Below are 23,041 nucleotides of genomic sequence, written 5' to 3' on the forward strand. Positions count from 1 at the left end.
AGGAGATAGATTATACCGCTTTGGGCAGGAATTCTACCCTGTGAGGGGTTTCTGGCCGCGTTGTCCGTTCCGGTTGAATCTGGCAGGCCCAGCGACTATGGTCGAACTGCCCGCGCAATGGCACATCCATAGATACCCTCTTTCTCTTTTTATGACGTTATGCAATGGTCCTGCGAGCAGTATTTCCCTGCTCCAGACTCTGGAGCAGATAGTGGAGCGTATCTAGGAGCAGAAACAGGCGCAGAGAATTCAGCCAGGTGTATCCCTGGATTTGAAACCCATGAGCAATGCCATGCCGATTCACGTCCCGATTGTTTCGTATCTTGTCATAGTTAGCCTGGAAATCGGTGTCTGCGACAAGAATATTGAGGTAGCTGTGAGTCGAGCCTACCCGGGCCCAATGAACCAACCCAGCATCAGTATCTTCAGTCGCATTGATCATACGATTGATCACCGAGGTTGTTTTGCCCAAACGCAGGCCTATATCATGCCCCCTGTTGATTAGTGGCACGTAAATTACGTTCACGCACAGTATGACTCCCCAGGCCCTCAATCTCTGGCGCGAGCGTACGTATGGAGGCGACATAGCGTCTCTCGCAATGAGAAGCCAGTGCGTCTTCAAAAATGTGCCTTCGAGCTGCAAATTCGGGATGATCAGACCAAGACAGCACCACCTGGCACAGGCGTGCATGCCGACTGTGCGTATAGTAGGACCATAACAGCAGGGTCACGGGACGAAGATCACCAGCCTCGACATAGCCCATAATCTGATACATCACATCTTTCGAAAGAGAAGGAGCCAAACAAAGCTTGGCACGCTGAAATGCAGTCAGCAAACGCAGCATGCGCCACGTGTCAGTCTGCCGAAGATAGTGAGGCCACCATTGAGGAAACGTAACGAGCGAGGCATTGACCTGCTGAATCAGCAATTGCGTCGAAGACAGAAAACTTTTTGTAAGCATTCCACTGGAAAAGGATGCTGGCGCGATAAGGCGCTCCATCATCCCGGCTGATGGAACAAGAGCCTGAAATATCTTCCACTCGTGCCTGGAAAGAGAAGAAGGATGGCGACACCAGTGTTTGTATCTGAACCGCAGCGTTCCTGGCGGCTATCCTGCTGCTGCTATTCACTTCAGCGATAAGATGAGAGGCTAGTGCAGGCTTCATGTACGCCATAGCAGCCTGCGCTGGTTTGATAAGAGAGGGAATATACTGGCGAAATGATCCCCCTAATAATGAGGAGGCCGAAGAGAGCGCTGAAACTTGCCAGGAAGGAACCAACGAAGAAAGATCGGGCAGCGGCGCTGTTTGCCCAAGAATATACTATCGTAGCTGTTGTGTAGAGCCAAACGAGTGTGCTGGGTTCTCATTAGAAGTGGAGGATATGGATGGGGACATGGTTTCTGCAATTGAGGTGGGAATGGAAGAAGCGGAACTGGCATCCTCAGTATCTGGCATGGGCAGAACTCCTTTATGAAACGTATATACAGCAATTTGTATCAAATCGTTTGCCATTCTCAAGTATTAAAAGGGCAAATAGCACTCCTCTTTCCTTATTCTTACGAAGCACATCAATTACGGAAATCAGGCACCAAAAATGATGCCCGCCGATTTAGTTGCATCCCTCTCGCCTCGCCGTTGCGGTCTCGGCGCGCACCAAAACCGAAAAAAATCTAGCATGGCGTTTCTCGCGATGAAGAGAGAAATCCAGCTGTCTTGCCATGTCTTCTCTATAAACACGCATATGCAGCATCGCAGCCAATGTCTTGACATGTCCTTCGCGGCGAAGCACTATTTTAGTGGAAAGCGCTTCTGTCGAGGGCAAGATGCCCACTCGCTCCATAGATAAAACCCCTCAGCCTCACTGAAATATCTGGCTTTTCTATGGTACACTACTATATCACTACCATTTTATGGACAGATTGCGTGCAGAAAAGAGAGACCACCAAGCTATGACATCTGTAAAGTCCTTGAAATCCTAGACATTAAAACAGGGTAATAGAAGGAACAGCGGGTAAACCGTGCTCCTGAGCAAATTGATCGGGTGAACGATACTCCAGGCTCTCATGAGGCCGGACGGTATTGTAGAACTGGACCCACTCCTGGGCTGCCCGCAGAAACTCTCCCAAGGTCTGATAGCGGCGGCGTTCAGCCACGGCGAGCTTGAACAGGCCGACGAAGCGTTCCGCATAGCCGTTGTCAGTCGGGGTACCAGCCCGGCTCATCGAGATCTGGAAGCCTTTCTCCAACAAGAGCTGGCGTGTGGCTTCTGCTCCAAACTGCTTGCCCTGATCGCTGTGGAAAATGAGGTCAGGCACGTCAAAGGCCAGGGTTTGCAACGCAGCAGTTACTAACTCGGCACGCATGTGATACTCGAAGGCCAGGCCCAGAATATGCCGGGTCCGCTTCCAGAGCGTGAAGCAGCCTCGCACTTTGGTCCTATCCGCTAGTTTAACCTCAAAAATGTCGGAGAAGACGACTTCGGCCAGGCTCTCCGGGTCCAACTCGCGGACCAGATTGGGAGCAACCTGGCTCGCTTTGCCGGGATAGACGTACCTTTTCTGCTTGCGCCGAGCAGTAATCCCATATTTGTGCATGACGCGGCGGACGCGATCCTTGCTCATCTTGAGGAGAGTCGCGAGCTTGCGATGGCCCAGCGTATCATCGACCTCATGCCACTGTTCAATGGCGACCGCGACCTGCTTATCCTTTGTCGCCTGCTTGCTGGACCAATACAGCGTCGCTCGGCCGATGCCCAGAGCGCGGGCGATCTGGCTTTTGGGATACGGGCCGTTGGGTACACACAACTGGTAAGCCACTTCCACCAGTTGGCGCGGTCTTACTTTCCCCCCAGCAGCCGCGAAGCTTTTTTTAAGATCTCGTTCTGCACCGTCAGTTCGCCAATGATCTTTTTGAGGTCATCGGGCGACTCTCCTGGCTCGTAGCCTTGACTGATGGCTTTCTGCTTCGGGTTGCGTTTGTCCACAAACAGGTCCGGCGCTTTCTCCTGGAATTCCTGCCGCCAACGGATCAGTTGGGAGCGCGAGACGCCAAGCTTCTGGCAGACCGCCTCCAAGGTGGTGTCTCGTTGCAAGCTTTCCAGCACAGCTTTCACTTTGAACTCGGCAGTATAGGTCTTCTTTTCCATGAGGTCCATTCCTTTCATGGTTTCATCTTCCTCTGCCTAGGATACTACATACCGGACAATTGGTAATTCCGATGAATATTGAGCACTTTTTAGCGCGAATGGTAGGATTTTGGCGTGAATGTTGAGCAACCAAGCTATCGGCCATCTGAAAAGCCACTCCAGAGGCCGATTGTTTCGCACCGTTTCTGTAAATTCGACTACCCATTCAGGCCACTTTTGCTCGTTCTCTTCGGCTCTGCCTACCTGGAAACATGGCTGAAGGTTCAGACAGATCCGCAAAACATTGAGCTAAACGGTGATTACTTCTGCGTAGGATTCGAGCATTTCGGGCATTCTGTACTAGCGAATTTACAGATTTTGAAAATCGTGATCCACTTCTGGAGCACGTTCTCGCTTGACCAATGGCTGAGGTGCTCAACATTCGCGTAGAGTAGGGGCCGGTCGCCCATTACTGGGTCGCACGTACCCCCCTCTCACGAACCGTGCATGCGACTTCTCACCGCACACGGCTCTCACCTTCCCCTGGATACTCAGGTACTCGGTTTCGGGGCAGCTTCAGCACACCCCACTTTTCCTTTCTCTTTTCTCCCAGGTTCCGCTAGCATGCTTCCTCCCAAACAGAGCTGGTTTCGCCTCAGTTACCTGGGTTTATCCCTCTGTCGGTACCGCTTTTGCGGTCTGCACAAGCCATTACAGCCGTACATTGAGTAATACCATGCCTCCGTCACCATGCAGGGATGACTCCCTGTTTAGGTGATCCCGCATTTTCAACGGAAATGAGATCGAGCGTGCTCCAGGTCTTCCGTTCGTCCCTATTCCCTCGTACAAAGGGCATGCCAGAAAGGTTGGATAGCACTGCCTTCGGCGCATACATTGCTCTTTCTGGTCTAGCGTTTCAGCCATCTTTCGCTAGCATCTGGGAAGAGATCATTGGGACTAGAATTCAACCAATAAAGGCTTGACCATACACGCTTTGCATTGACCACTCAGAGGATTGATGACTTCCTCTTACGTTGCCTTTGACCCCGACATGCTACACTCCCCCTTTCCTTTCGGAATTCAAGCCAGATGGCAGGGATAAGTCGGGTATGCACAGGGTCTTCCAACAACCCTGATACCTTCCGGTACGCTCACTTTCCGCCGCTGATGCGGCGCACGCCAAAATCACACATTTCACGCCGATTTTGGCTCAACATTCACGCAAATTACCACTTATCTCGTGGTACTCTGATATACCCGATTTTCATCGTAGCTCTCTCCGACCAGTCTGTATTTGATGAGCTAATAGTACAATAACTCATCTCATCACGTAAGTTTTTCGACGTTGATTTACAGATGGCAATATGAACACAGGTTTGGCCTTCCATAAGGAGTTTAGAAGAAGTGAATGGATAAGTCTAGAAAACGGTCGTTATCTAAAGTTTAGTCTCAAAATAAGCACGTGCCACATAAAAGATATGTCCTGAATGATCACAAATAACATCAAACAATATCAATTTACTCACAACTCATCCTCAGTGAGGAGCAAGGAGAGCACGATCTCCTGCATCTTTTTTGTGCTCCCATACATGTGAGCGAATTGTGGAAATTGCTCCCATTCATCTTCAAGGAAACAATACATTGGGAAAATGGCAAAAAAATCTCCACGTGCTAACCAGTGAATGGCTGTCGTTGGTGCATCTTCTGCATTCCCTGTTAAAAGACGAGAAGCAAGTCCGTGGATAGCCATAAAATAGGTATTGAGATCCGCTGATAACTGATCATCGTCTCCCAACATCTTGAAGTGAGAAGTGAGCCTCTTGGTTTCTCGCATTTTTCGCAGATCATCATAAGGGAATGGACCCTGTATCCCTTGAGAGAGATCGTGTAGTTCCTGTAATAAGAATTCTCTGGTTCTCACCTTTTTTCCTCCGTCTCAATAAACCGTACCTTGAACGCGCCGAGGTGCTTGAGAAGAGATCCAACCCTCCTTTTACACCCGTTCATACAATTTTCCACGAGCGACTTTTAACTCTTCCTTGAGCTTGCGATTTTCTTCTTCCAGGGCCTTGATTCGCCGATCCTTGGCGGCGAGCAACACTTCTTTCGTTTTGTCTGTGCGAGCCTGATGAAGCCTTCGTTCTGCCCATCGTTGTTCCACACGCTCCTGGCCTTGCTGTGTTCGTAGCGCTTCGATACGCTCTCGCACGTCGGCATGCGCATACAAATAGCTCTTCGTCACCTGTGCTATCTTCGCAACCGTGTTGAAATTCACGACTGCTTGTTCCCGCAGCAGTTGGTCAATGGCCTGGTGGACACGCTGCTGAGTTTCCATTGTTTTACGCTGCGCATATGCAAGGAGACCACGCGTGTTTGGCTGAACCGACGTTTTGTTTCTCATGCTCGCTTTGCCCTTTCTTCTGGCGTGTATTCACGGAGGGCCTTGCCAGCCGGATGGTGCAGATTCCCATTTCGCAGGACCTGGATCACCGGAAGCAGTCTGCCCATTTTCTGAGTGTTCCGCTCAACCCAAATCTCACTCCCGGCTTTCTTCCCCAGTTCAATCAGCTCACGCATCTCGCGTTCTTCCCGCTCAAATTGGGGGAGAAAATCGGGCGTTGTGCAAAAATGGTGGCAGGTGTAACAAGGAGTTTCCTGTGTTGGGCAATTCGCCTTCTTTGGTTTGAAACAATATCCATTGGGAAGACGAACAGCATCGAGGTTGTGCCGGATGTGCTCCCATTCGATCTCTTGCTCCTTCACCAATTGCTCAGGATCGACTGACTTTGGGACTCCCGCAGGGTCAATGCGCACCGCTCCTTTCGCAAATGCCTCTTCCCAGGCTCGTCGCATGGTAGGATCAAGGAGTTTAGCATACACCATCGTCATGTGCGGTGAAAGGTGAGCCATCCATTTCTGCACATAGAATAGGCTCATCCCATTGTTGATCAATTCGACGGCTTTGGTATGACGAAAGGCATGCGCCTTGAGGCGAAAGGGCTTTCCCGCATCATCAGTCAGTTCAGCTTTCTTGCTGAAGGAAGTGAGCACATACCTAAAATCATCGGCACTTTGAGCCAGCCCAGTTCGGTCTTCTTTTTGCGCTGGGAAAAGATACTTGCGAGGGTTTCTCTCAGGAGGAATATGCTCCTCCACATATTTTTGCTGGGTCGTCACCAGCGCTGCGATCTCGTTAGAGATCGGTACTCTGTGGTTGAGTACATTGGTTTTGCGAATGTCGCCGCAAAGCCACCATCCACTCGGAGAATGTTCCAGACAGGTATCACATCGTAAATTAAGCACATCTGAGATGCGCCAGCCCGACGCCCGTAACAGAATAAAGACAGGCAAATGCTCTGCTGGAAACAGATGGATCTGCTGATCAATTTGTTGCAAGACGCTTTCTGGGATATATTTTACCGTCTCGCCATTGTAGTAATTGGCTTTCCTGCCCACATCATCGGGCCAAATGAGTTTCCCAATCGGCTGGTGAGGTGCTTCAAACGCTGATCGTTGTTGGAGGTATTCCAAAAATTGCTTGAGTGTCGAAAGCGCATAAATCATCTCTTGCTCACTCCAGTGTTTCCCATGATCGGTTCTCAAATAGACCAGATATGCTTCTGTGTCTGCACGATCTAACTGCTGAAAATGGGTAGCGTCTGGGTGCCGCGATATGAAGAAATCGAGAAAGGTCTCAAGATGACGGATCTTGTTTCTACAATGATCGACTGAGTATTTCATGAGCGTCAGCTGGATATGCCTCTTCACGACAGGGCGAAATGCTGGAGCAATGTACGTGAAATTTAGGAAGAAAACGCTTCTGCAAGGGGAATAGCGGGTTCCCGGAATGCAGCGGGCATCCCAAATGTCTTTGGCAAACTCTGCTTCAACCGGATCAGGAAAAGGAAACGGAGAAACGTGGGAATGCGATGCTGGCATTACCTTTCCTCCTGTCCTGGTTGGCTCAAACGAAGCCGTTCCTGCGTTTGTTCCCACGCCTCTCGTAACTCCTCGTCGTCTGGGTGTACATAGAGTTGGTAGGTCGAGGAGATCTGGGTATGTCCGGCTCGTTCTCGGAGCAACTCTGGTCGCCATCCATGTTTAGCCAAGCTGGTTAAAGAGCTGTGACGAAGCAGATGAGCATGAGCATCAATTCCCGTTTTCTTTTTCAACCTCTGAAACAGATCGTTGACATCGGCGTACTCCAGGGGCTGACCAGAGCGTCTACCGTGCAACTTAATGAACACGTGATTGGTTTCCACCTCCTCGGTATGAACAACCACGAGGTAATCCAAGATGGAATTGATCAATTCGCGTGAGACATCAACTTTTCGGCAACTCGCAGGTGTTTTGATTTCTGCTCTATTGATGAGCTGGCCCCGGTCACGAACTGAGATCTGACAGCGCTCAATATCAAGATCCTCAACCCAAAGAGCAAGGCACTCTCCTATGCGAAGAGAACTCTCATACAGAAGCCGTAAGAGCAGTTTGTCACGCAGATTCTCACAGGCATTGATGAGTGTTTCAATTTGCAGCGTGGTCAGTGTCTTCGGCTTGTATTGTCTTGGCACCTGTTACTTGAGGAGGTTCTTCTCGACCAATTGGCTGTTAGTGATATGGTGCAAGAAACGTTTGTACGAGCGAGTTCTGGCGGGCAGGTAGCCGCGCGTTTGCTCGGTGAGATCAGTCGTGAGTTCATCACACCGCCACAGATAGTCGTAGAAGCCTGCAACTGCTGTAATACACTGATTAATGGTGGTATTCGTCCGGGCTTGCCTTACTGGCTGAACAGGAAGCACTTTCAAGGAACGGTAGGGATTTTTGAGCCAGAGAACAAAACCCGCCAAATCATCGAGCGTCACGCAAGCATGATCAAGGTGTTCTTGTGCGAGATACGTAAAGTACAAGGAGAGACTATGAGCATACGCACGGAGTGTATTCCGTGCGCGGCCAATGGCATGAAGATATTTGAGATAGCGCACGACAGGAATGATCAGATCTCCGCTCTCATCAACAAGGACATATCGGATCTCGTGGTCAACAGTTAGAATTTCTTGGACAGGCATGGGATTCCTCTTTCCACTTTCATCATCAACCTCGTTATTGTCCCATGTCATGGACGTTGAAGACTATCTTACAGGACCTGCGTTATATCGTCAATAGCCAGTGAAACAGAGCGTATTTCCTCTCATTAAAGACTATGAAGATGCTTCTCTTATTACCTTTAGATAACGGTCGTTTTGTGTACGGCTCTCTGGGGACGGTTGTGGGTCTTCCAGGCCGGGAAAACAAGGGGCGCATGTCCCAACAAGCATGACAGACTGGGGATAGGGAAGAAAATAGCCCTGGATGTCCAGGGCTACACGCATGGCTCTTGGGATCATCAGGTAGTGGTGAATTCGTTCGTATACTTCATTTATGGTAGATGCAATGTCCTCGCATACTTCCTAATAAAAGTATACTGAACAAGCAAAAGGCTCCGGAGTGCAGGTGGAGCCTTTTGCTTCTCACTGGTGGGCAAACGCTGAGAGTACCAGTATCAGCATACCGGCTGAGTGCAAGTGATATACCATCGAAGGGGATTAACGCGTGCGGCGCTTGCTCTGGCTCTCTAGCAGGATGGTCAGGCGGGTGATCTCCGCCTCCTTGTCAGCCAGAACACTTTCCAGGGTGCGCATACTCTCCTCTAACAGAGCATTCGCGCTTTTGAGATAGGCGGCCTCGGCCTCGGCCATATTGCGCTGGGCCTCTAACTCCTTACAGTGGTGCAGGAGGGTCGCCCGCTCTGAGAGCCAGCGGTCGCGGGTGGCGTGTGGATCTGAGGTTGGAAGGAAATACTCTCCTGCAATCAGGCGGGCTATCTCGGCTTCCTGCTTCTTGCGCTTCCTGCTGGCACGCTGGCGACATGCATCCGAGCAGTATTCCCGCTCTCTATGGCCTCCTTTGGCCCTGGGGGGTAATCTTACCCCGCAATCCAGGCACGCATACATGTGCTCACCCTCTCCCTACAATCACTTGGTAAATGACGTCCGAAGTGAGCGGGTTTTGCCCTCCGACGTGAGCACTTGCCCTCCCATGTGAGCACTGGTACAAAACGACGTGAGCAAACCGCTTCACATCTGGGATATCAGCAAAAAAGAGTGTAAATAACGTCCTGTGCAAGTTTTTAAGCGACCAACTGATCGAGTTGGAGACAAGGAGTCTCCTGTTGCCAGTTGAACCGGACGCAGAAGGGCTGCATCTGAATGCACCTCAAATGCGATTGCGCAGATGCCAGTGGCGTCTTTCGCGTGGATCGGATTCTTCGTGGAGGAGTTACAAAAGTGGTTATAAGCAGAGTTATGTATCCCCACTGCGCATCCATGTGCTATACTGCTCTCAGCAAACGGAGAAAAAGCGTTCTTTGTCGGAAAGAAGGAGAAACTTCGCCATGTCTTTGACGGTCCTCACTCGTCTGCGCTTGGCTGGTCGCCTGTGCAGGCGTGGCTCCTGGTTTATCCTGGCGGTAGGCCTCATTGTGAGCATCTGTCTGTTTTTTGCTATCTATAGCTCTTATATGGCTAATCCTAGCCCCAACAGCCCCGCTCCTCCCCTGGCCACATGGCTGGTTTCATTTGCTCTCTCAGGAATACTAGTTCTCTTCACTTCTTTCTTTTTCATCCTTTTCTTTGCCGTAGGAGCCTGGCTTGAGTATCTAAGCACACAACAGGATTCACAAGAGAAGCAGAGTTCGCAAAACACGGATCGAGAAACGAATTATGAGCACGTGGAGATAACTTCGCTTCCACGCTAAATCTTTCTCCTTGTATGGGCTCTGCCTGAAACAGGATCAGAGCCCATGTGAAGGTCTAGCTCGTCTCACTCACCCGATGTGGAAGTTCTTTCTGCCGCCTGCGGCAGCGAGAGAAAAAAGGGGGCTGGGGACACCCCGCCAAGGGCAGTGCCCCTGGACCCGTTTAGAAAAACTTGTACATGGAGTTAACTACTTGCGTCGCCACGCGACATGCATTGGCCGCGTTCTGCCTCAACCGATGGAACCGGCGGTGTTCAAACCTTCACTACATGGCTCATCCTTGGACCCAAAAATAGGCGAACTTTCAGCCTCTGTACCAGGAAAAGATGAGAATCTGATTTCCGAACCTTCGGGTAAATCACCATCCCCGTTGTTATTTACACTCTTTTTTGCTGATATCCCAGATGTGAAGCGGTTTGCTCACGTCGTTTTGTACCAGTGCTCACATGGGAGGGCAAGTGCTCACGTCGGAGGGCAAGTGCTCACGTCGGAGGGCAAAACCCGCTCACTTCGGACGTCATTTACCATCACTCAATGGGTGCCCCACAGCTTTTTGCACCGCTGAGCTAGGCTTCCAAGAAAGGTGATACAATAGCAGACTTGATCACGACATAGTGGTAAATGACATCCGAAGCGGGCAGGTTTTGCCCTCCGACATAAGCACTTGCCCTCCAACATGAGCACTGATAGGAAAATATCTGGGCGAGCCGCTCCACATCTGGAGTGATAGCATGGAATGATGTAAATAAGTTACCTCGAAAGCATAGTAGTTCACCTGGGCGACGTGCATGTAAATCCCAAGATTGAGCGGGAAATTTCTGCATACTTCTGCGGGCGGATCGCAGGGCAACGAAGCCTTTTTTGCCTCTCTGAGAGAGACAGAAATTTCCCGCTCAATCTTGGGATTTACACGCTGTGACAGCGAACGAATAACCTGCGAACTACCGCATCAAAGTACAAAAGAAATGCCTGTGACAGTTGTGACGGTTGTGACACTGGATACAGGTATTTTCTTTGGCGATTATACCCTGACGACACGTATTCCCCAAAAGGTATCCCTATATACGTGCAATGAGAGGATAATCACCAATTATTTTCACCAACTGCGTTTAATAAGAATTCTTGCGATGATTGTTCTATTCGAGCGGGCGGGGCAAGCCGCCCCTACGCGTCAGATCATATGCTTCGTAGGGGTTACGGACTGCCCGACCTGCATTAACAGTTCAATCAGTCTGAAATACGATGTAAGTCACCTTACGCAGATGAATATCTGTGGAGAGGACAGGACAATTTCCCGATGATGCGCATCAGTCGCGCGACATAGCCATACAGGTTGGCGAGCCGACCTGAGCCATGCTGCTCTGGGCTTTGTCCATAATCGGGCAGACGCATCACGCACCTCTATCACGGTGCGTACTCCGGGCGTCCGTTGGGCCGATAGACTTGGAGCGTTTTGCCCAACGCTCGCCTACAGCGTGTTAATGTTCCCTGACTTCAGGGAGCGTTGTTCACGCCCGGCGGACCGGCAAGCACTCTGGGGACGCCCTCCAGCAGCTGAATCCTGCCGTCGAACGTTCGGGTGCTAACCATATCGAGGGCAACATCGGGATAACCGTCGTAGATGCGTTCCGCGCCGGTGGCACCGGTGATCACGGGAAAGACGACCACCCGGAAACGGTCTACAAGACCCGCCTTGAGCAGCGACCGACACAGGCTGACGCTGCCGAGCGTGCTGAGGATGCCGGAGCCCTCCTCCTTCATCGCCTGGACCGCCTGCACGGCGTCGCCGCGCACGAGGGTCGTGTTGGCCCACGTGAGGGGCTCCTCGAGCGAGGCCGAGAACACCACCTTCGGCGCTCGCGTGAGCTCGTCGACGCTGGCCTCCTCCTCGGCTTCAATCGCGGCGGTTCCCGCCGGCGTCTCTCCGCCGGCGAAGCCGGACATCAGCCGGTACGTGTTCGCGCCCATCAGGTACGTCACCGGTGGTTGCTCGCCGAGCCAGGCGAGGTACTCCGGCCCTTCGAGACCCCACCAGCCGGGCCAGCCATCCCCCGACGCGTAGCCGTCCAGGGTGGTGCCGAGGTCGATCATGAGCTCTCTCATCGTGCTCCTCCTCGAGCGATGGATTGGTCGTCGGACGATGTTGGCGTCAGAACGTGATTGGTTACCAGTTTCATGGTTCTTCCTTTCTCTCATATCCAGGTTTCGGAGATCACTCCATTACTGAGATTGCTTTATTCCCTCACCCTGCGTAAGATAAGTGAAAATACAGCTTCATGAAATCGCACCAATCTTCATTTTGCCGAAGTTCAAAATAGGCGGGTGCAGAAGCAGCGAAATCGCGTGGTGTACAGTCTGCAAAAGACTTAAATTCGCGGATCAGGTGCGCCTGGTCACTGTAGCCATAGACATCCGCCAGATCCGCTAATCGGATGGATGGATTCACCAGTAATGCGGCCTGGAGGCTACCAAAGCGAACAATCCGGGCATATGCTTTAGGCGAAATAGCCGTGTAATGTTTGAACTGTCGCTCGAATTGGCTGGACGACAGGTAGCTCTGTGCGGCAAGGTCTGCCATGCGGATTTGACCATGAGAGCGATGCAGTAAATGTCCGGCAGTGCGGATTAGCATGAGATCGTGCTTCTGCCGATAAGCAGTTTTGCAGACAAATTCCTGATAGCAGTCGATGGCTTCTCCATATCCTCGATGCGCGACAATCTGCGTCAGATCATCCGCAAAACGCTGCCAATCTGCATCAAGGCCGATCACATGCACAGTTGATGGATCAGCATCAATATTCAAGATCGGCTTGACCGCCCAGGGATACAACTGCATCGAAATCATCTGGCAGAAACCAGCAGCGCGAATCCGAAGCGGCTTATTTTGAAGCGGGTTAACAAATGCCCGTGGTAGTTCGAGCATTCCGTATTCGCTCTCCAACATGAGTGGCGCACCCACATTGATCATCACTTCGATGTATGCATCAGGTAGGTACACCTCACGGTTATAGCTTTCCTGGTCTTGCTCAAGTGCCCAAAAGCAGTTCACATCTGCTGCCAACATTGGCACCGGAGCATATATCGGTTGATGCAACATTCAACAATCTCCCTATAGCGACTCAGTTGTCTACATTATAAGCGCACTTATGACCTATTGTATTGAAAAAATTCCGCATATTTTTGTTGGAGCTTATTTGATGGGATTTACATGCACGTCGCCCAGGTGAACTACTATGCTTTCGAGGTAACTTATTTACATCATTCCATGCTATCACTCCAGATGTGGAGCGGCTCGCCCAGATACTTTCCTATCAGTGCTCATGTTGGAGGGCAAGTGCTTATGTCGGAGGGCAAACCCTGCCCGCTTCGGATGTCATTTACCACATAGTTTGCACATACTATTAATAATGCTTGCAATAACACCTTTGTCCAAAGAAAGAAACTGAGGTAAGCTACGATAGAAAGCTTTTTGCGAGTTTGAATGTAGGATACCGAGACGTATGGCGAAGGAGGAAAACATGGCGTTTCATAGTGGTACAGAATACAGAAACGATGACGTTTCTATTGGAGTTCCTGCGAGAGAAATACTTCTTTGCCTTTCTCTTGATGCAGATATTGCCCATTTTGTGGATCACTGGATCTCTCAAGCAAGGCAGCGTGAGGATATCTATTACTTTTCTCTTTTTTGGAAGCAGAAATGTGTTGGTCAGATCCTTCTCCACGATATGAATGTGCAAACTGGTGAAGCTCTTGTGGCCTACCATCTCTTTGAACGTTGCTATCACAATCATGGTGTTGGAACAAAAGCTCTCCATTTACTTCAACAGTATGCAAGAGAAGAAACGACGTTGCAAGTTCTCACCATTATCACCTCTCTCGATAATATCCCATCGCAGCGTCTTGCACAAAAGACCGGTTTTGTGATGATAGGTGCTCCGCGAGAAGATCCTTCTCAAGGGATGGTCTTCCAATGGCATATAGACAGACCATTTTGAGAGCTACAGCTGCTAATCCTTCACGTCATTTACCGTTTAGCCGATTGCCAATTTTATTGCAATGGTTGGTAATGGTATGTGCAAACGGGTGCGGCAAGTTTTTTTGCGCGAGGCAGCGTCAGGAAAAAGCTCTGTGCGACTCTGCTGGCGAACCATTCTATCAGGTACGTAACCATTTTCTCAGAGAGAATGCGGAGATTGTGGATGTGTTTCGCCTGAGCATTCTATGCAACAGCTACAAAGGTGATACGCAATAGCTACAAAGATGATACGAATTTGCTATGTAGCTTTCTCTGCCAGTACCACTATACTTTTACTATCAAAATGTTTTTTCACAGCGATACAAAGGTTCTCTTCCTCAATCGAATCTTAGATGAAAATCATGAGTTTTCAGGAGGCACAAAATGGTTCAGGCTCAGTCCTCAGCATCGGCTCCACAAAAAGTCTATAAGCAGAACAGCATATTGCTAGTTGCGCACCTGTTTCTTCTTGCCCTTGGTCTTGGTTTGGGCGTGCCATTCATTCAACTGTCTAACATGTTTCTTGATATAGCGTCGCGCATAGTGATGCTTGTTCTGGGGGCTATTACGCCTGTTCTTAGCATTCTGGTCTTTATTGGCTTTCGGCGCATGCGCCTGGTCACCTCCTCAGAGGGGGTCATCCTGTATGGCCTTGGTTCTAAGGTCTACACTCCCTGGGACAATATCAAAGAACTAAGGAAAGACTGGTATGGTGGAAACAGCGCGTACTTTACGCGTTTTTATCGGACAGGACAGAGGATCGAGGGTTTCATTTTTTATCGGCCTGCTGTTTTCGGGCTTTCCGTTGAGGACGGTATTAAGCAACATGTCCCTGCTATTCAAGGCTGGGTCTTGCTGGCTGCCCAGATGAGCCGCTATAGACATATGCTTCCGCTGGAAGGATTTTTGAATGAGCAAACACGCCAGGAATTGATCGCGGATGCAAAAAAGTATGCACCTCAAACGTTTCAGGTTACACAAAAAACTTCTTGAATACGAGATAGGTGATAATAGGCGTCAAGAGTGACAGGCGAAATCTTGACCTTCAAAACCTGCTCACTTTTGGTAATTACTACCAAGAGTAGAGAGAGACAGAAAGGATGTCGCATAACATGAAATCAACATTGGCACGTACAGGAGGATTTCTAGTCTTGCTCGCAGGTGCCGTTGGGCTGGTCAGCTTCTTATTTCTGCCTGTTGGCTTTAATCCAATTTATTTCCGCACGCAAAGTGGTCTACAACTTCTGCAGTTCTACGCTTATTGGTGGGATAGCTTTGTCGTTCCAATGCGTGTTAGTTACGCTACTGCGTGGCAGATTGGTTACTGGTCGATGTGGGCCATACTCATCATATTCGGGTTAAATACGCTCTTTGGTATCATCATGGTACTGACGCGAAAACCCAGTATTGTTCTCCCATTGCTCTGTCTTCTGCTCAGTCTGCTCGCAGTATGCAGCTTGTTTTTGATGTTTGATGCAGTTCCTATCAGTGGGGAAAACCTTCTGCTTGTCATGTTAAGAAACATGTTTGGCGATTATCTATCGCCTTATCCCATCACGGGATTGGGCTGGTGGGTCTGCATACTCAGCACACTCCTCATCCTTGTTTGCAGCCTATCCGCCCTGATGAGGAGGAGTGCAACGAAAGATGTCACCAGTTCTGTCTGACGTTCAATTCTCATACCCCTGGCAGTTTTCGTCAATTAGAGAGACAGTTCTACAGATCAGTAGACCCTTTGTCTAATACAGCTATCGGCCATGGCAAGAAGTTCAATTGCTTGCAAGCTACCAACGCAGAGCGGAGCTTGCTTCCCTGGACGCCGCCTCACGCAAAAAAACTTGCCGCACCCATTGATTGTATGCCCTTTTAGTAAATAAGGCGAAATCAGCAACACTTTTGAGGTGAACGTGAAATAATCAGCGCGAATTGTAGGAATTGGCCAGATAGCATCTGAGGAAACTGCTTCTCATCTAAGGTGTCAACGTAAAATGTTGTAAATAACTTGAGGCTGGTGAAACCTCATCATGATCTGGTGTAAATCCCAGGATTAAACGGCTCTTACGCAACCTCGATGACGCGAAATGTGGTACGCTGAGAGTTGCATGTTGGGATTTACCGTGTTCATAAAACGAAAGGAGATGGTACCATTTCCCCAGTGACTACTATGAATGTCAATAACGAGGAATCCGGTCGCCGGCGGGAGTCATTCGACTTTGTTGCCGACTATTACAACTTGTATCGTTCACCGTGCCCACAGGAGGTGGTCAATACGATCATCGCGTTGTCCCACCTTCACAAGGGAAGCAGGGGTCTTGAGATCGGCTGTGGGACAGGACAGCTCAGTGTCCCGCTGGCCCAACATGGCATAGACTTGCTAGCGATAGAACTCGGCCCCCACCTTGCGGCTCTCGCCAGACAAAACCTCAAGCAGTTTCCCAATGCACAAGTTGAAGTAAGTTCGTTTGAAGAATGGGCTCTGCCGAGCCAGAAGTTTGACGCTGTGGTAAGTGCAAATGCCTTCCACTGGCTCGACCCTGCTGTCCGCTTCTCAAAGTCCGCCGAGGCTCTCCGTCCAGGAGGATTCCTGGCAATCCTTCATGTCCACCATGTACAGGGAGGTACACCTGGCTTCTTTGCAGATACACAGCCCTATTATATAAAATGGGGCCTGAGCAACGATCCGTTCTTCCAGCCAACGACACCTGACAACGTCCCAACAATGTACCCAGAGTTGGACCAGTTGCCTGAGTTTCGCTCTATCGAACGTCACTATTCTGAAATTCCCATGAGTTACTCAACCGCTTCTTACACAGGCTGGTTACACACTGACTCCCTGGTGAATAGCCTCAATGACGAGTCGCGACGTGGCTTCCTCCAGGACATTGAACACCTGATTGAATCGAAATACAACGGAGAGGTCATCCGAAACTTCGTCTATGAAATCATCGTCGCTCAAAGAGCTTCGTAGTACATGCCAGTGGAGTTGTTGATGGCAAGGAAGGGAGCAACAACCCTTACTCGGTGTAAACCCCAACAGGAAACGGCTCTTACGCAACCCCTATGACGCCAAACGTGATACGCTGAGCGTTGCATGTTTTTTCCACTCCAGATCTCCAGGAAGGAGAGCTTCTCACCGTCTCTTGCGTTCGGAGATCCTTTTGAGGAGAGAAGAGCACGCGAATGCGCAGAAGATCAAATTTGGCCCGACCATACATGCTTCGTTTAATCAGCTTAAGACGGGTAATATGGCCCTCAGTAGGGCCGTTGCTCTCTGCCCTTGTGAGACCCGCAAGAATAGCCTCTTTGTCCTCATACACACTGCCGGCAAAGGATTTTAAGTCGGTCAGAGGACTGGAGGCTACAGCTTCTAACCACGTATCAAGCCGCTCTCCGGTGTGTGTACGCAGCATCTGAACAAACTGCTGGGCCAAGACATAGGCCAGGTCAACCTCCGGATGAAGCTGTCGTAACCTGGTCACTGTGGCTTGCTCCTTTGCTGTGAGTTCCTCCGGACGACACAAAAACAACCAACTGGCTTGCCGTGAGGATGGCAGTGCCTCTGTCGGGAGGCGGCGAGCACCCCGCTTAGTTCCTGCTTTCTGTGAGGGGTCAGCAAACTGAACCCGCACGTTCTCGTAGGAGCTGTGGAAATTACCATAAGTTCGCCGTTTTTGTCCCATAAAATCGCCAGTCTCTTGAGCGTGACAAGAAAACTTGTTCTTCGCTTTACTGACACATATCCTCGCCCGAAATCGAGATTGACTCAAAAACCTGCCCCAAAAAGCCGCACTCAAACTTTCAGAGGGTTTCTCTGTCAAAGTCGAGGTTGTTTCTCGAATCTAGGCGGTGATATGTGTCAATCTGGCAATTTTATGGTCCGTTTGTCTCGGAAATGCGTTGAAGGGTGAGCACCTTTTGCGGGTGAAGGACGATCAATCGGCACGACTAATGATCACTCATACAGATATACTCGTAAATGATGATTTTATCTGCTATGCATCTTTTGTCAAGTGTCTATTGTATCCTGTAGTGGTAAATGACGTCCGAAGTGAGCGGGTTTTGCCCTCCGACGTGAGCACTTGCCCTCCCATGTGAGCACTGGTACAAAACGACGTGAGCAAACCGCTTCACATCTGGGATATCAGCAAAAAAGAGTGTAAATAACAACGGGGATGGTGATTTACCCGAAGGTTCGGAAATCAGATTCTCATCTTTTCCTGGTACAGAGGCTGAAAGTTCGCCTATTTTTGGGTCCAAGGATGAGCCATGTAGTGAAGGTTTGAACACCGCCGGTTCCATCGGTTGAGGCAGAACGCGGCCAATGCATGTCGCGTGGCGACGCAAGTAGTTAACTCCATGTACAAGTTTTTCTAAACGGGTCCAGGGGCACTGCCCTTGGCGGGGTGTCCCCAGCCCCCTTTTTTCTCTCGCTGCCGCAGGCGGCAGAAAGAACTTCCACATCGGGTGAGTGAGACGAGCTAGACCTTCACATGGGCTCTGATCCTGTTTCAGGCAGAGCCCATACAAGGAGAAAGATTTAGCGTGGAAGCGAAGTTATCTCCACGTGCTCATAATTCGTTTCTCGATCCGTGTTTTGCGAACTCTGCTTCTCTTGTGAATCCTGTTGTGTGCTTAGATACTCAAGCCAGGCTCCTACGGCAAAGAAAAGGATGAAAAAGAAAGAAGTGAAGAGAACTAGTATTCCTGAGAGAGCAAATGAAACCAGCCATGTGGCCAGGGGAGGAGCGGGGCTGTTGGGGCTAGGATTAGCCATATAAGAGCTATAGATAGCAAAAAACAGACAGATGCTCACAATGAGGCCTACCGCCAGGATAAACCAGGAGCCACGCCTGCACAGGCGACCAGCCAAGCGCAGACGAGTGAGGACCGTCAAAGACATGGCGAAGTTTCTCCTTCTTTCCGACAAAGAACGCTTTTTCTCCGTTTGCTGAGAGCAGTATAGCACATGGATGCGCAGTGGGGATACATAACTCTGCTTATAACCACTTTTGTAACTCCTCCACGAAGAATCCGATCCACGCGAAAGACGCCACTGGCATCTGCGCAATCGCATTTGAGGTGCATTCAGATGCAGCCCTTCTGCGTCCGGTTCAACTGGCAACAGGAGACTCCTTGTCTCCAACTCGATCAGTTGGTCGCTTAAAAACTTGCACAGGACGTTATTTACACTCTTTTTTGCTGATATCCCAGATGTGAAGCGGTTTGCTCACGTCGTTTTGTACCAGTGCTCACATGGGAGGGCAAGTGCTCACGTCGGAGGGCAAAACCCGCTCACTTCGGACGTCATTTACCATGTAGACCACTTTTGTCGGAAGGTGACTTGTGGTTCCACCGGCTGTCGATGTTATTGATCTGTTCAGTTCAAGGTCTTCGTGCAGCCTCTCACAACATGCCAGGATTGACCGTCGAAAATAGGTCATTCATCCCATGCCTTTAACTTCTCTCTGCTTTATACTTTGCAGCAATGAGAGATGCAATCCTGTGGAGTGGAAAGAGACGCACAGGATCGTTTGTTAAAGGAGTTTGATATATAGTGAAGCATGAGAATAAATGGCTGTTCGGTATGATTGGTTTTGGCTTGGGGAGTGTCCTCTTGCTGTCAATGGTTGTGATTTTTTGTATCGCAATGGCTTCAGATGGAACAGGGCTGGTATTCCCGGCCATCCCACTGATCTACGCATGTGCCCTCGTGTTGGGAATAGTGTCGCTCGTCGCGTTCGTGCTGGCGTTGTGTGGAAGGTTACGGTCATTTTGCGGCGGGCTAGCTATCCCGTCGATCGTGTTTTATCTTTTGGTGTACATCCAGGGCGAGCCTGCTCCCCTCAAGAACCTGTTCGGCATTGTCGGGATCGCTGGTATGTTGGCGATGCTGGTGGTGCTGGTGACAGCGTACTGGCCGCGTAAGGCCGAGCGAGCAGCGGTGAGCTTGGAGTAATAGCCCTCGATTACAAACGGACCGGAAGACAACGCTAAGCCTTAGCATTGTCTTCCGGTTTCAGCCAGAACGAAGAGACGAAGGGCCATGAGGCTAGGCTAATCTTCGACTGAGAGTACTGACACATATATCCGCCAAGTTGAAAGATTGACACATATTGCCCCCTTTTGGCGAACTTATGGTATTAATGACAGGAGCCCTGATACCCTTGTGCTTGCAGTTCTCGATAGATCCCCATGAGATTATGATAGCCCTCGGAACGTCGCTTCTGGACATAGGCCCGATAGGGATCCAGCTGGCTGGATTGTTCACGAGGCTTGCGTTCTGGAAAGGAGCCAGCCTTGAGCCAGTTCTGGATCGTCGTGAGACCCACCCCGACCTGATCAGCGATGGCACGATGCGTCAAGCCTTGTTTGATCAGACTCATCATCTGCTCATACCGGGCAAGGCGCTCATCACGATGAACTTGCTGGAGGCGTTCTTGCTGCGGATAGAGCCTTCTGGAACGCTCCTGCGGGAAATTCACTTCCTTGTCTATGCCTGCTTGCAGCGTCTTCTTCTTCCGATGCGCTGTGAAGTGAACAGTTAAGAGGCTCTTGAGTGCCTTCCCAAGATTTCTCAAAATATGCCACCGGTCTGCCACTTGGACAGCTTGAGGGGCGCCTCTAAGGGCAGCAGCTGCATACTCAGAGGAGCCATCTCGACTGATCAACTCGATCCCTGGATGCTCTTGGAACCACGCGGCGACGGTTTCCACAGACCGATCTGGGAGCAGATCAATGGCCGTTCCACGCTCCAGATCACACAAAAGCGTTCCATAGCGATGTCCACGTTTCCAAGCCCAATCATCGACCCCAACCTTTTTTGGAGGTGTCGTTTCAAGGAGGTGATAGGTTCGCAGGAGGCGCAAAATGGTATCGCAGCTTCCAGAAAAGCCGAGTTGGTATCCCAAGTCTGCTCCTGCTTGACCTCCCAGAACCATGCCTACCTGGCACAGAGCCTCTTGTAGCTGGAGTGTGCGTTGAGCATGGGGCCGAGCAAGCTGGGGAAATTGCTCGGCAAAAATTTTGCGTACACAGGTGCTCTTTTGACAGCGGAAACGACGGACCTGGAGCACCAAATGGACCGGTCGCCTCCGATGAGGAAGATCATGGAGCATGCGGCTGTAGCGGCTGTGTATCCGTGCGGAGGTGGTTCCACAATCGGGACATGCTGCGCTCGGAGTTGTGGCACAGAAGGTGAGGGTGATCTCATCAGCCACCGTGACCTGCAAGAGTTGCATGCCTTGATCGAAAAGTTCGGGAAGAATGATCATGCTTTCTACTCGGAGAAAAAGAAATGGAGAAATTTTGTTCAACTCCCAGTATATCACAATTTTCGTCATCGAGGTTGCGTAAGAGCCGAATAATGTTGGGATTTACAGTTGCCTCTCGCTCTGAGGGAGGGGTGGCGAAAGCGTGCGGCATCGATTGGAAGCGATGCTGGTCTTGCATTCGCCGAAGCATTTACACGGCTTTATCTTGATTGAATGAGACAGATGAGGAAACAGAGTGAACCCATCTTTTTAATAAAGAGTATCACTTGTTTCCTCGCTATTATAGATCAAACTATTTCTGTGTGCCCCACCTCTGGTGGTTCCGCTTCGGCTCACTTCGCCTGCCAGACCTGAACTGTATGATCCAGACTTCCTGATGCGATCATCTTCCCATTGGGTGACCACGCGACACATAACACCGCATCATCTGGAGAATGGCCACGGTAGACAAAGACGTTGCCTCCGGTCTTTGCATCCCAAAGCTGAACAGTTGAATCGGGATACGCACCTGCTGAGGCAATCCGTTTGCCATCGGGTGACCAGGCTACACCCCATACTCCGCTGGAATGCTTGCTGTAAGTAAGATGCGTCTGGCCTGTAGCCACATCCCAGACACGAGCTGTGTAATTATCGCTTCCTGAAACAATCTGCTTTCCATCGGGCGACCAGGCAACGCTTTTGACAATATCATGCTCACCATAACCTGTATGAATCAGATGTTTGTTTCCACTCGCCGCATTCCATATCTGCACCTGCTTATTATTGTCACTAGAAACAATCCACTTGTCATCGGGCGACCACGCCAGGGCATTGATGTCCCTGTTATGCCCATGATATGTCAGCAACGTTTTCCCTGTCCGGGCATTCCAGACGCGTATCACTTGCTGATTATTGTCACTCCCTACTGAAGCAATACGAGACCCATCATGCGACCAGGCTAGAGAAGAAACAAATCCGTCACTTGAAGGGGCATACGTAAATGTATGATGTGCAGTGGCCGCATTCACAATTTGCACTGTTTCCCCGTCTCCGAATGCAATACGAGATCCATCGGGTGACCAGGCAACCGAATCTACATAAGGTGAAAGCTTAGCTTTGGCCTGAGAGATCACAATGTTTTTACCCGTGATCGCGTCCCAGGTCTGGGCGGTACCGTCGCTACTGCCAGAGACGATCCGCTTGCCATTCGGGGACCATGCTACCCCATTGACAGAACTCGTATGTCCCCGATAGACCACGAAGACGGTCGTGCCATTCTTGTTGGAAACCGAGGCATTGATAACCGGGACATCGGAGTCTGAGGCAGTTGGGTCACTGCATGAGGTCCAGACTACCCCTCCTCCAGTCAGGGCCAGGCCTGTCAATCCCAGCTTTATCAAGGCGCTCCGCCGGGAAATATGTCCTCTCCCGGCTCTCTGTTCTGCTGCTTTGTTCCCATCTTCGTGTGAGTGTAAGTCCACTGATCGGGTCCTTTCATCTGTGTAATTCCCTACTTTTTGATGTTGTGCCAGTTCTTGTGCGGGACTGGATTGAGAACACCATGCTGTATTGTTTAGCTCTTGTTCTAGTTTAGCCGTTCTCTGGGGAGAATCAGATAGCAATACGGTATCATTTATGTATCAAAAAAGCTGAGGGAAGAACGTAGAAAATCGTGTTCACTTTTCGAGATGTAGTGAAGAGGGTGGTATGATTGTGCCTATGTAGGCCCGTGGGTGATGAGGCAGTTTGTAGGATTGCGCGAAAGAAAAGGAGATCGCCGGGATTGGCGATCTCCTCGAACAACTCACGGCAGATTTAGGTAGAGGAGTGTAAATCCCAACATTATTCGGCTCATG

Annotated in this window: 23 protein-coding genes; 6 read left to right on the forward strand and 17 right to left on the reverse strand. The window is 50.2% G+C overall.

Annotated features, from left to right (window positions below; genetic code table 11):
* Positions 1 to 157: 157 nt before the first annotated feature.
* From JMJ16_RS32725 to JMJ16_RS32770, 10 genes are all read right to left on the reverse strand, one after another.
* Complete coding sequence (locus tag JMJ16_RS32725; RefSeq protein ID WP_201388437.1) at positions 158 to 526, reverse strand: hypothetical protein; 369 nt, start codon at positions 524 to 526, stop codon at positions 158 to 160.
* The gene (locus JMJ16_RS32730) at positions 486 to 776 is read right to left on the reverse strand and encodes a hypothetical protein (protein WP_201388438.1); all 291 of its coding nucleotides are present in this window, start codon (positions 774 to 776) and stop codon (positions 486 to 488) included. The genes JMJ16_RS32725 and JMJ16_RS32730 overlap by 41 nt, the downstream gene beginning before the upstream one ends.
* A 1,209-nt stretch (positions 777 to 1,985) precedes the next feature.
* A complete protein-coding gene (locus tag JMJ16_RS32735; RefSeq protein WP_201388439.1) occupies positions 1,986 to 2,807 on the reverse strand; it encodes an IS3 family transposase in 822 nt (273 codons plus the stop codon).
* Positions 2,808 to 2,839: 32 nt separating this feature from the next.
* Complete coding sequence (locus JMJ16_RS32740; RefSeq protein ID WP_201377694.1) at positions 2,840 to 3,148, reverse strand: transposase; 309 nt, start codon at positions 3,146 to 3,148, stop codon at positions 2,840 to 2,842.
* Between the two features lie 1,501 nt (positions 3,149 to 4,649).
* Positions 4,650 to 5,048, reverse strand: a complete 399-nt coding sequence (locus JMJ16_RS32745) for a YxiJ family protein (RefSeq protein ID WP_201381236.1) — start codon at positions 5,046 to 5,048, stop codon at positions 4,650 to 4,652.
* A gap of 72 nt (positions 5,049 to 5,120) precedes the next feature.
* Positions 5,121 to 5,528 carry a DUF6262 family protein gene (locus JMJ16_RS32750; protein WP_201381238.1) on the reverse strand — a complete coding sequence of 136 codons (408 nt, stop codon included), beginning with the start codon at positions 5,526 to 5,528 and terminating at the stop codon, positions 5,121 to 5,123.
* Positions 5,525 to 6,730 carry a tyrosine-type recombinase/integrase gene (locus JMJ16_RS32755; protein WP_201388440.1) on the reverse strand — a complete coding sequence of 402 codons (1,206 nt, stop codon included), beginning with the start codon at positions 6,728 to 6,730 and terminating at the stop codon, positions 5,525 to 5,527. The genes JMJ16_RS32750 and JMJ16_RS32755 overlap by 4 nt, the downstream gene beginning before the upstream one ends.
* A 335-nt stretch (positions 6,731 to 7,065) precedes the next feature.
* The gene (locus tag JMJ16_RS32760) at positions 7,066 to 7,698 is read right to left on the reverse strand and encodes a tyrosine-type recombinase/integrase (RefSeq protein WP_201381252.1); all 633 of its coding nucleotides are present in this window, start codon (positions 7,696 to 7,698) and stop codon (positions 7,066 to 7,068) included.
* A 3-nt stretch (positions 7,699 to 7,701) separates the two neighbouring features.
* On the reverse strand, positions 7,702 to 8,193 hold the full coding sequence (locus JMJ16_RS32765) for a site-specific integrase (protein ID WP_201381254.1): 492 nt from the start codon (positions 8,191 to 8,193) through the stop codon (positions 7,702 to 7,704).
* A gap of 516 nt (positions 8,194 to 8,709) precedes the next feature.
* Positions 8,710 to 9,117, reverse strand: coding sequence for a hypothetical protein (locus tag JMJ16_RS32770; RefSeq protein WP_201388441.1), 408 nt, complete (start codon positions 9,115 to 9,117; stop codon positions 8,710 to 8,712).
* Positions 9,118 to 9,557: 440 nt separating this feature from the next.
* Here JMJ16_RS32770 and JMJ16_RS32775 point away from each other — a divergent pair, with 440 nt between their 5' ends.
* Positions 9,558 to 9,920 carry a hypothetical protein gene (locus JMJ16_RS32775; RefSeq protein WP_201388442.1) on the forward strand — a complete coding sequence of 121 codons (363 nt, stop codon included), beginning with the start codon at positions 9,558 to 9,560 and terminating at the stop codon, positions 9,918 to 9,920.
* Positions 9,921 to 11,174: 1,254 nt separating this feature from the next.
* Here JMJ16_RS32775 and JMJ16_RS32780 read toward each other — a convergent pair.
* The 3 genes from JMJ16_RS32780 to JMJ16_RS32790 all read right to left on the reverse strand — a co-directional run bounded on the left by JMJ16_RS32780 (position 11,175) and on the right by JMJ16_RS32790 (position 13,017).
* The gene (locus tag JMJ16_RS32780) at positions 11,175 to 11,312 is read right to left on the reverse strand and encodes a hypothetical protein (RefSeq protein WP_201388443.1); all 138 of its coding nucleotides are present in this window, start codon (positions 11,310 to 11,312) and stop codon (positions 11,175 to 11,177) included.
* A gap of 102 nt (positions 11,313 to 11,414) precedes the next feature.
* Entirely contained in the window at positions 11,415 to 12,023 is a 609-nt protein-coding gene (locus JMJ16_RS32785) for a dihydrofolate reductase family protein (protein WP_201388444.1), read from the reverse strand.
* 139 nt (positions 12,024 to 12,162) lie between these two features.
* Positions 12,163 to 13,017 (reverse strand): helix-turn-helix transcriptional regulator, encoded by an 855-nt coding sequence (locus JMJ16_RS32790; RefSeq protein ID WP_201388446.1) that lies wholly within the window; start codon positions 13,015 to 13,017, stop codon positions 12,163 to 12,165.
* A 421-nt stretch (positions 13,018 to 13,438) separates the two neighbouring features.
* On the opposite strand from JMJ16_RS32790, the gene JMJ16_RS32795 reads away from it, so the two are divergent.
* The 4 genes from JMJ16_RS32795 (at position 13,439) to JMJ16_RS32810 (ending at position 16,903) form a co-directional block, all read left to right on the forward strand.
* Positions 13,439 to 13,915: a GNAT family N-acetyltransferase gene (locus JMJ16_RS32795; RefSeq protein ID WP_201388448.1), complete on the forward strand. Its 477-nt coding sequence runs from the start codon at positions 13,439 to 13,441 to the stop codon at positions 13,913 to 13,915.
* Between the two features lie 404 nt (positions 13,916 to 14,319).
* Positions 14,320 to 14,928, forward strand: a complete 609-nt coding sequence (locus tag JMJ16_RS32800; RefSeq protein ID WP_201388449.1) for a hypothetical protein — start codon at positions 14,320 to 14,322, stop codon at positions 14,926 to 14,928.
* Positions 14,929 to 15,047: 119 nt separating this feature from the next.
* The gene (locus JMJ16_RS32805) at positions 15,048 to 15,602 is read left to right on the forward strand and encodes a hypothetical protein (RefSeq protein ID WP_201388451.1); all 555 of its coding nucleotides are present in this window, start codon (positions 15,048 to 15,050) and stop codon (positions 15,600 to 15,602) included.
* A 497-nt stretch (positions 15,603 to 16,099) separates the two neighbouring features.
* Positions 16,100 to 16,903 carry a bifunctional 2-polyprenyl-6-hydroxyphenol methylase/3-demethylubiquinol 3-O-methyltransferase UbiG gene (locus JMJ16_RS32810; protein ID WP_236601849.1) on the forward strand — a complete coding sequence of 268 codons (804 nt, stop codon included), beginning with the start codon at positions 16,100 to 16,102 and terminating at the stop codon, positions 16,901 to 16,903.
* A gap of 79 nt (positions 16,904 to 16,982) precedes the next feature.
* Here the strand turns inward: JMJ16_RS32810 and JMJ16_RS54735 are convergent, their stop codons facing one another.
* Both JMJ16_RS54735 and JMJ16_RS32820 read right to left on the reverse strand, forming a co-directional pair.
* Complete coding sequence (locus tag JMJ16_RS54735; protein WP_201388455.1) at positions 16,983 to 17,615, reverse strand: transposase; 633 nt, start codon at positions 17,613 to 17,615, stop codon at positions 16,983 to 16,985.
* Between the two features lie 857 nt (positions 17,616 to 18,472).
* Complete coding sequence (locus tag JMJ16_RS32820; protein ID WP_201388442.1) at positions 18,473 to 18,835, reverse strand: hypothetical protein; 363 nt, start codon at positions 18,833 to 18,835, stop codon at positions 18,473 to 18,475.
* Positions 18,836 to 19,489: 654 nt separating this feature from the next.
* Between JMJ16_RS32820 and JMJ16_RS32825 the strand changes: the two genes are divergently transcribed.
* A complete protein-coding gene (locus tag JMJ16_RS32825; protein ID WP_201388457.1) occupies positions 19,490 to 19,891 on the forward strand; it encodes a hypothetical protein in 402 nt (133 codons plus the stop codon).
* 184 nt (positions 19,892 to 20,075) lie between these two features.
* On the opposite strand, the gene JMJ16_RS32830 is transcribed toward JMJ16_RS32825, so the two are convergent.
* Complete coding sequence (locus tag JMJ16_RS32830; protein ID WP_201388459.1) at positions 20,076 to 21,206, reverse strand: ISL3 family transposase; 1,131 nt, start codon at positions 21,204 to 21,206, stop codon at positions 20,076 to 20,078.
* Between the two features lie 332 nt (positions 21,207 to 21,538).
* Entirely contained in the window at positions 21,539 to 22,666 is a 1,128-nt protein-coding gene (locus JMJ16_RS32835; RefSeq protein WP_201386714.1) for a WD40 repeat domain-containing protein, read from the reverse strand.
* Between the last annotated feature and the right edge of the window lie 375 nt (positions 22,667 to 23,041).

Source organism: Ktedonobacter sp. SOSP1-52, from assembly GCF_016587395.1.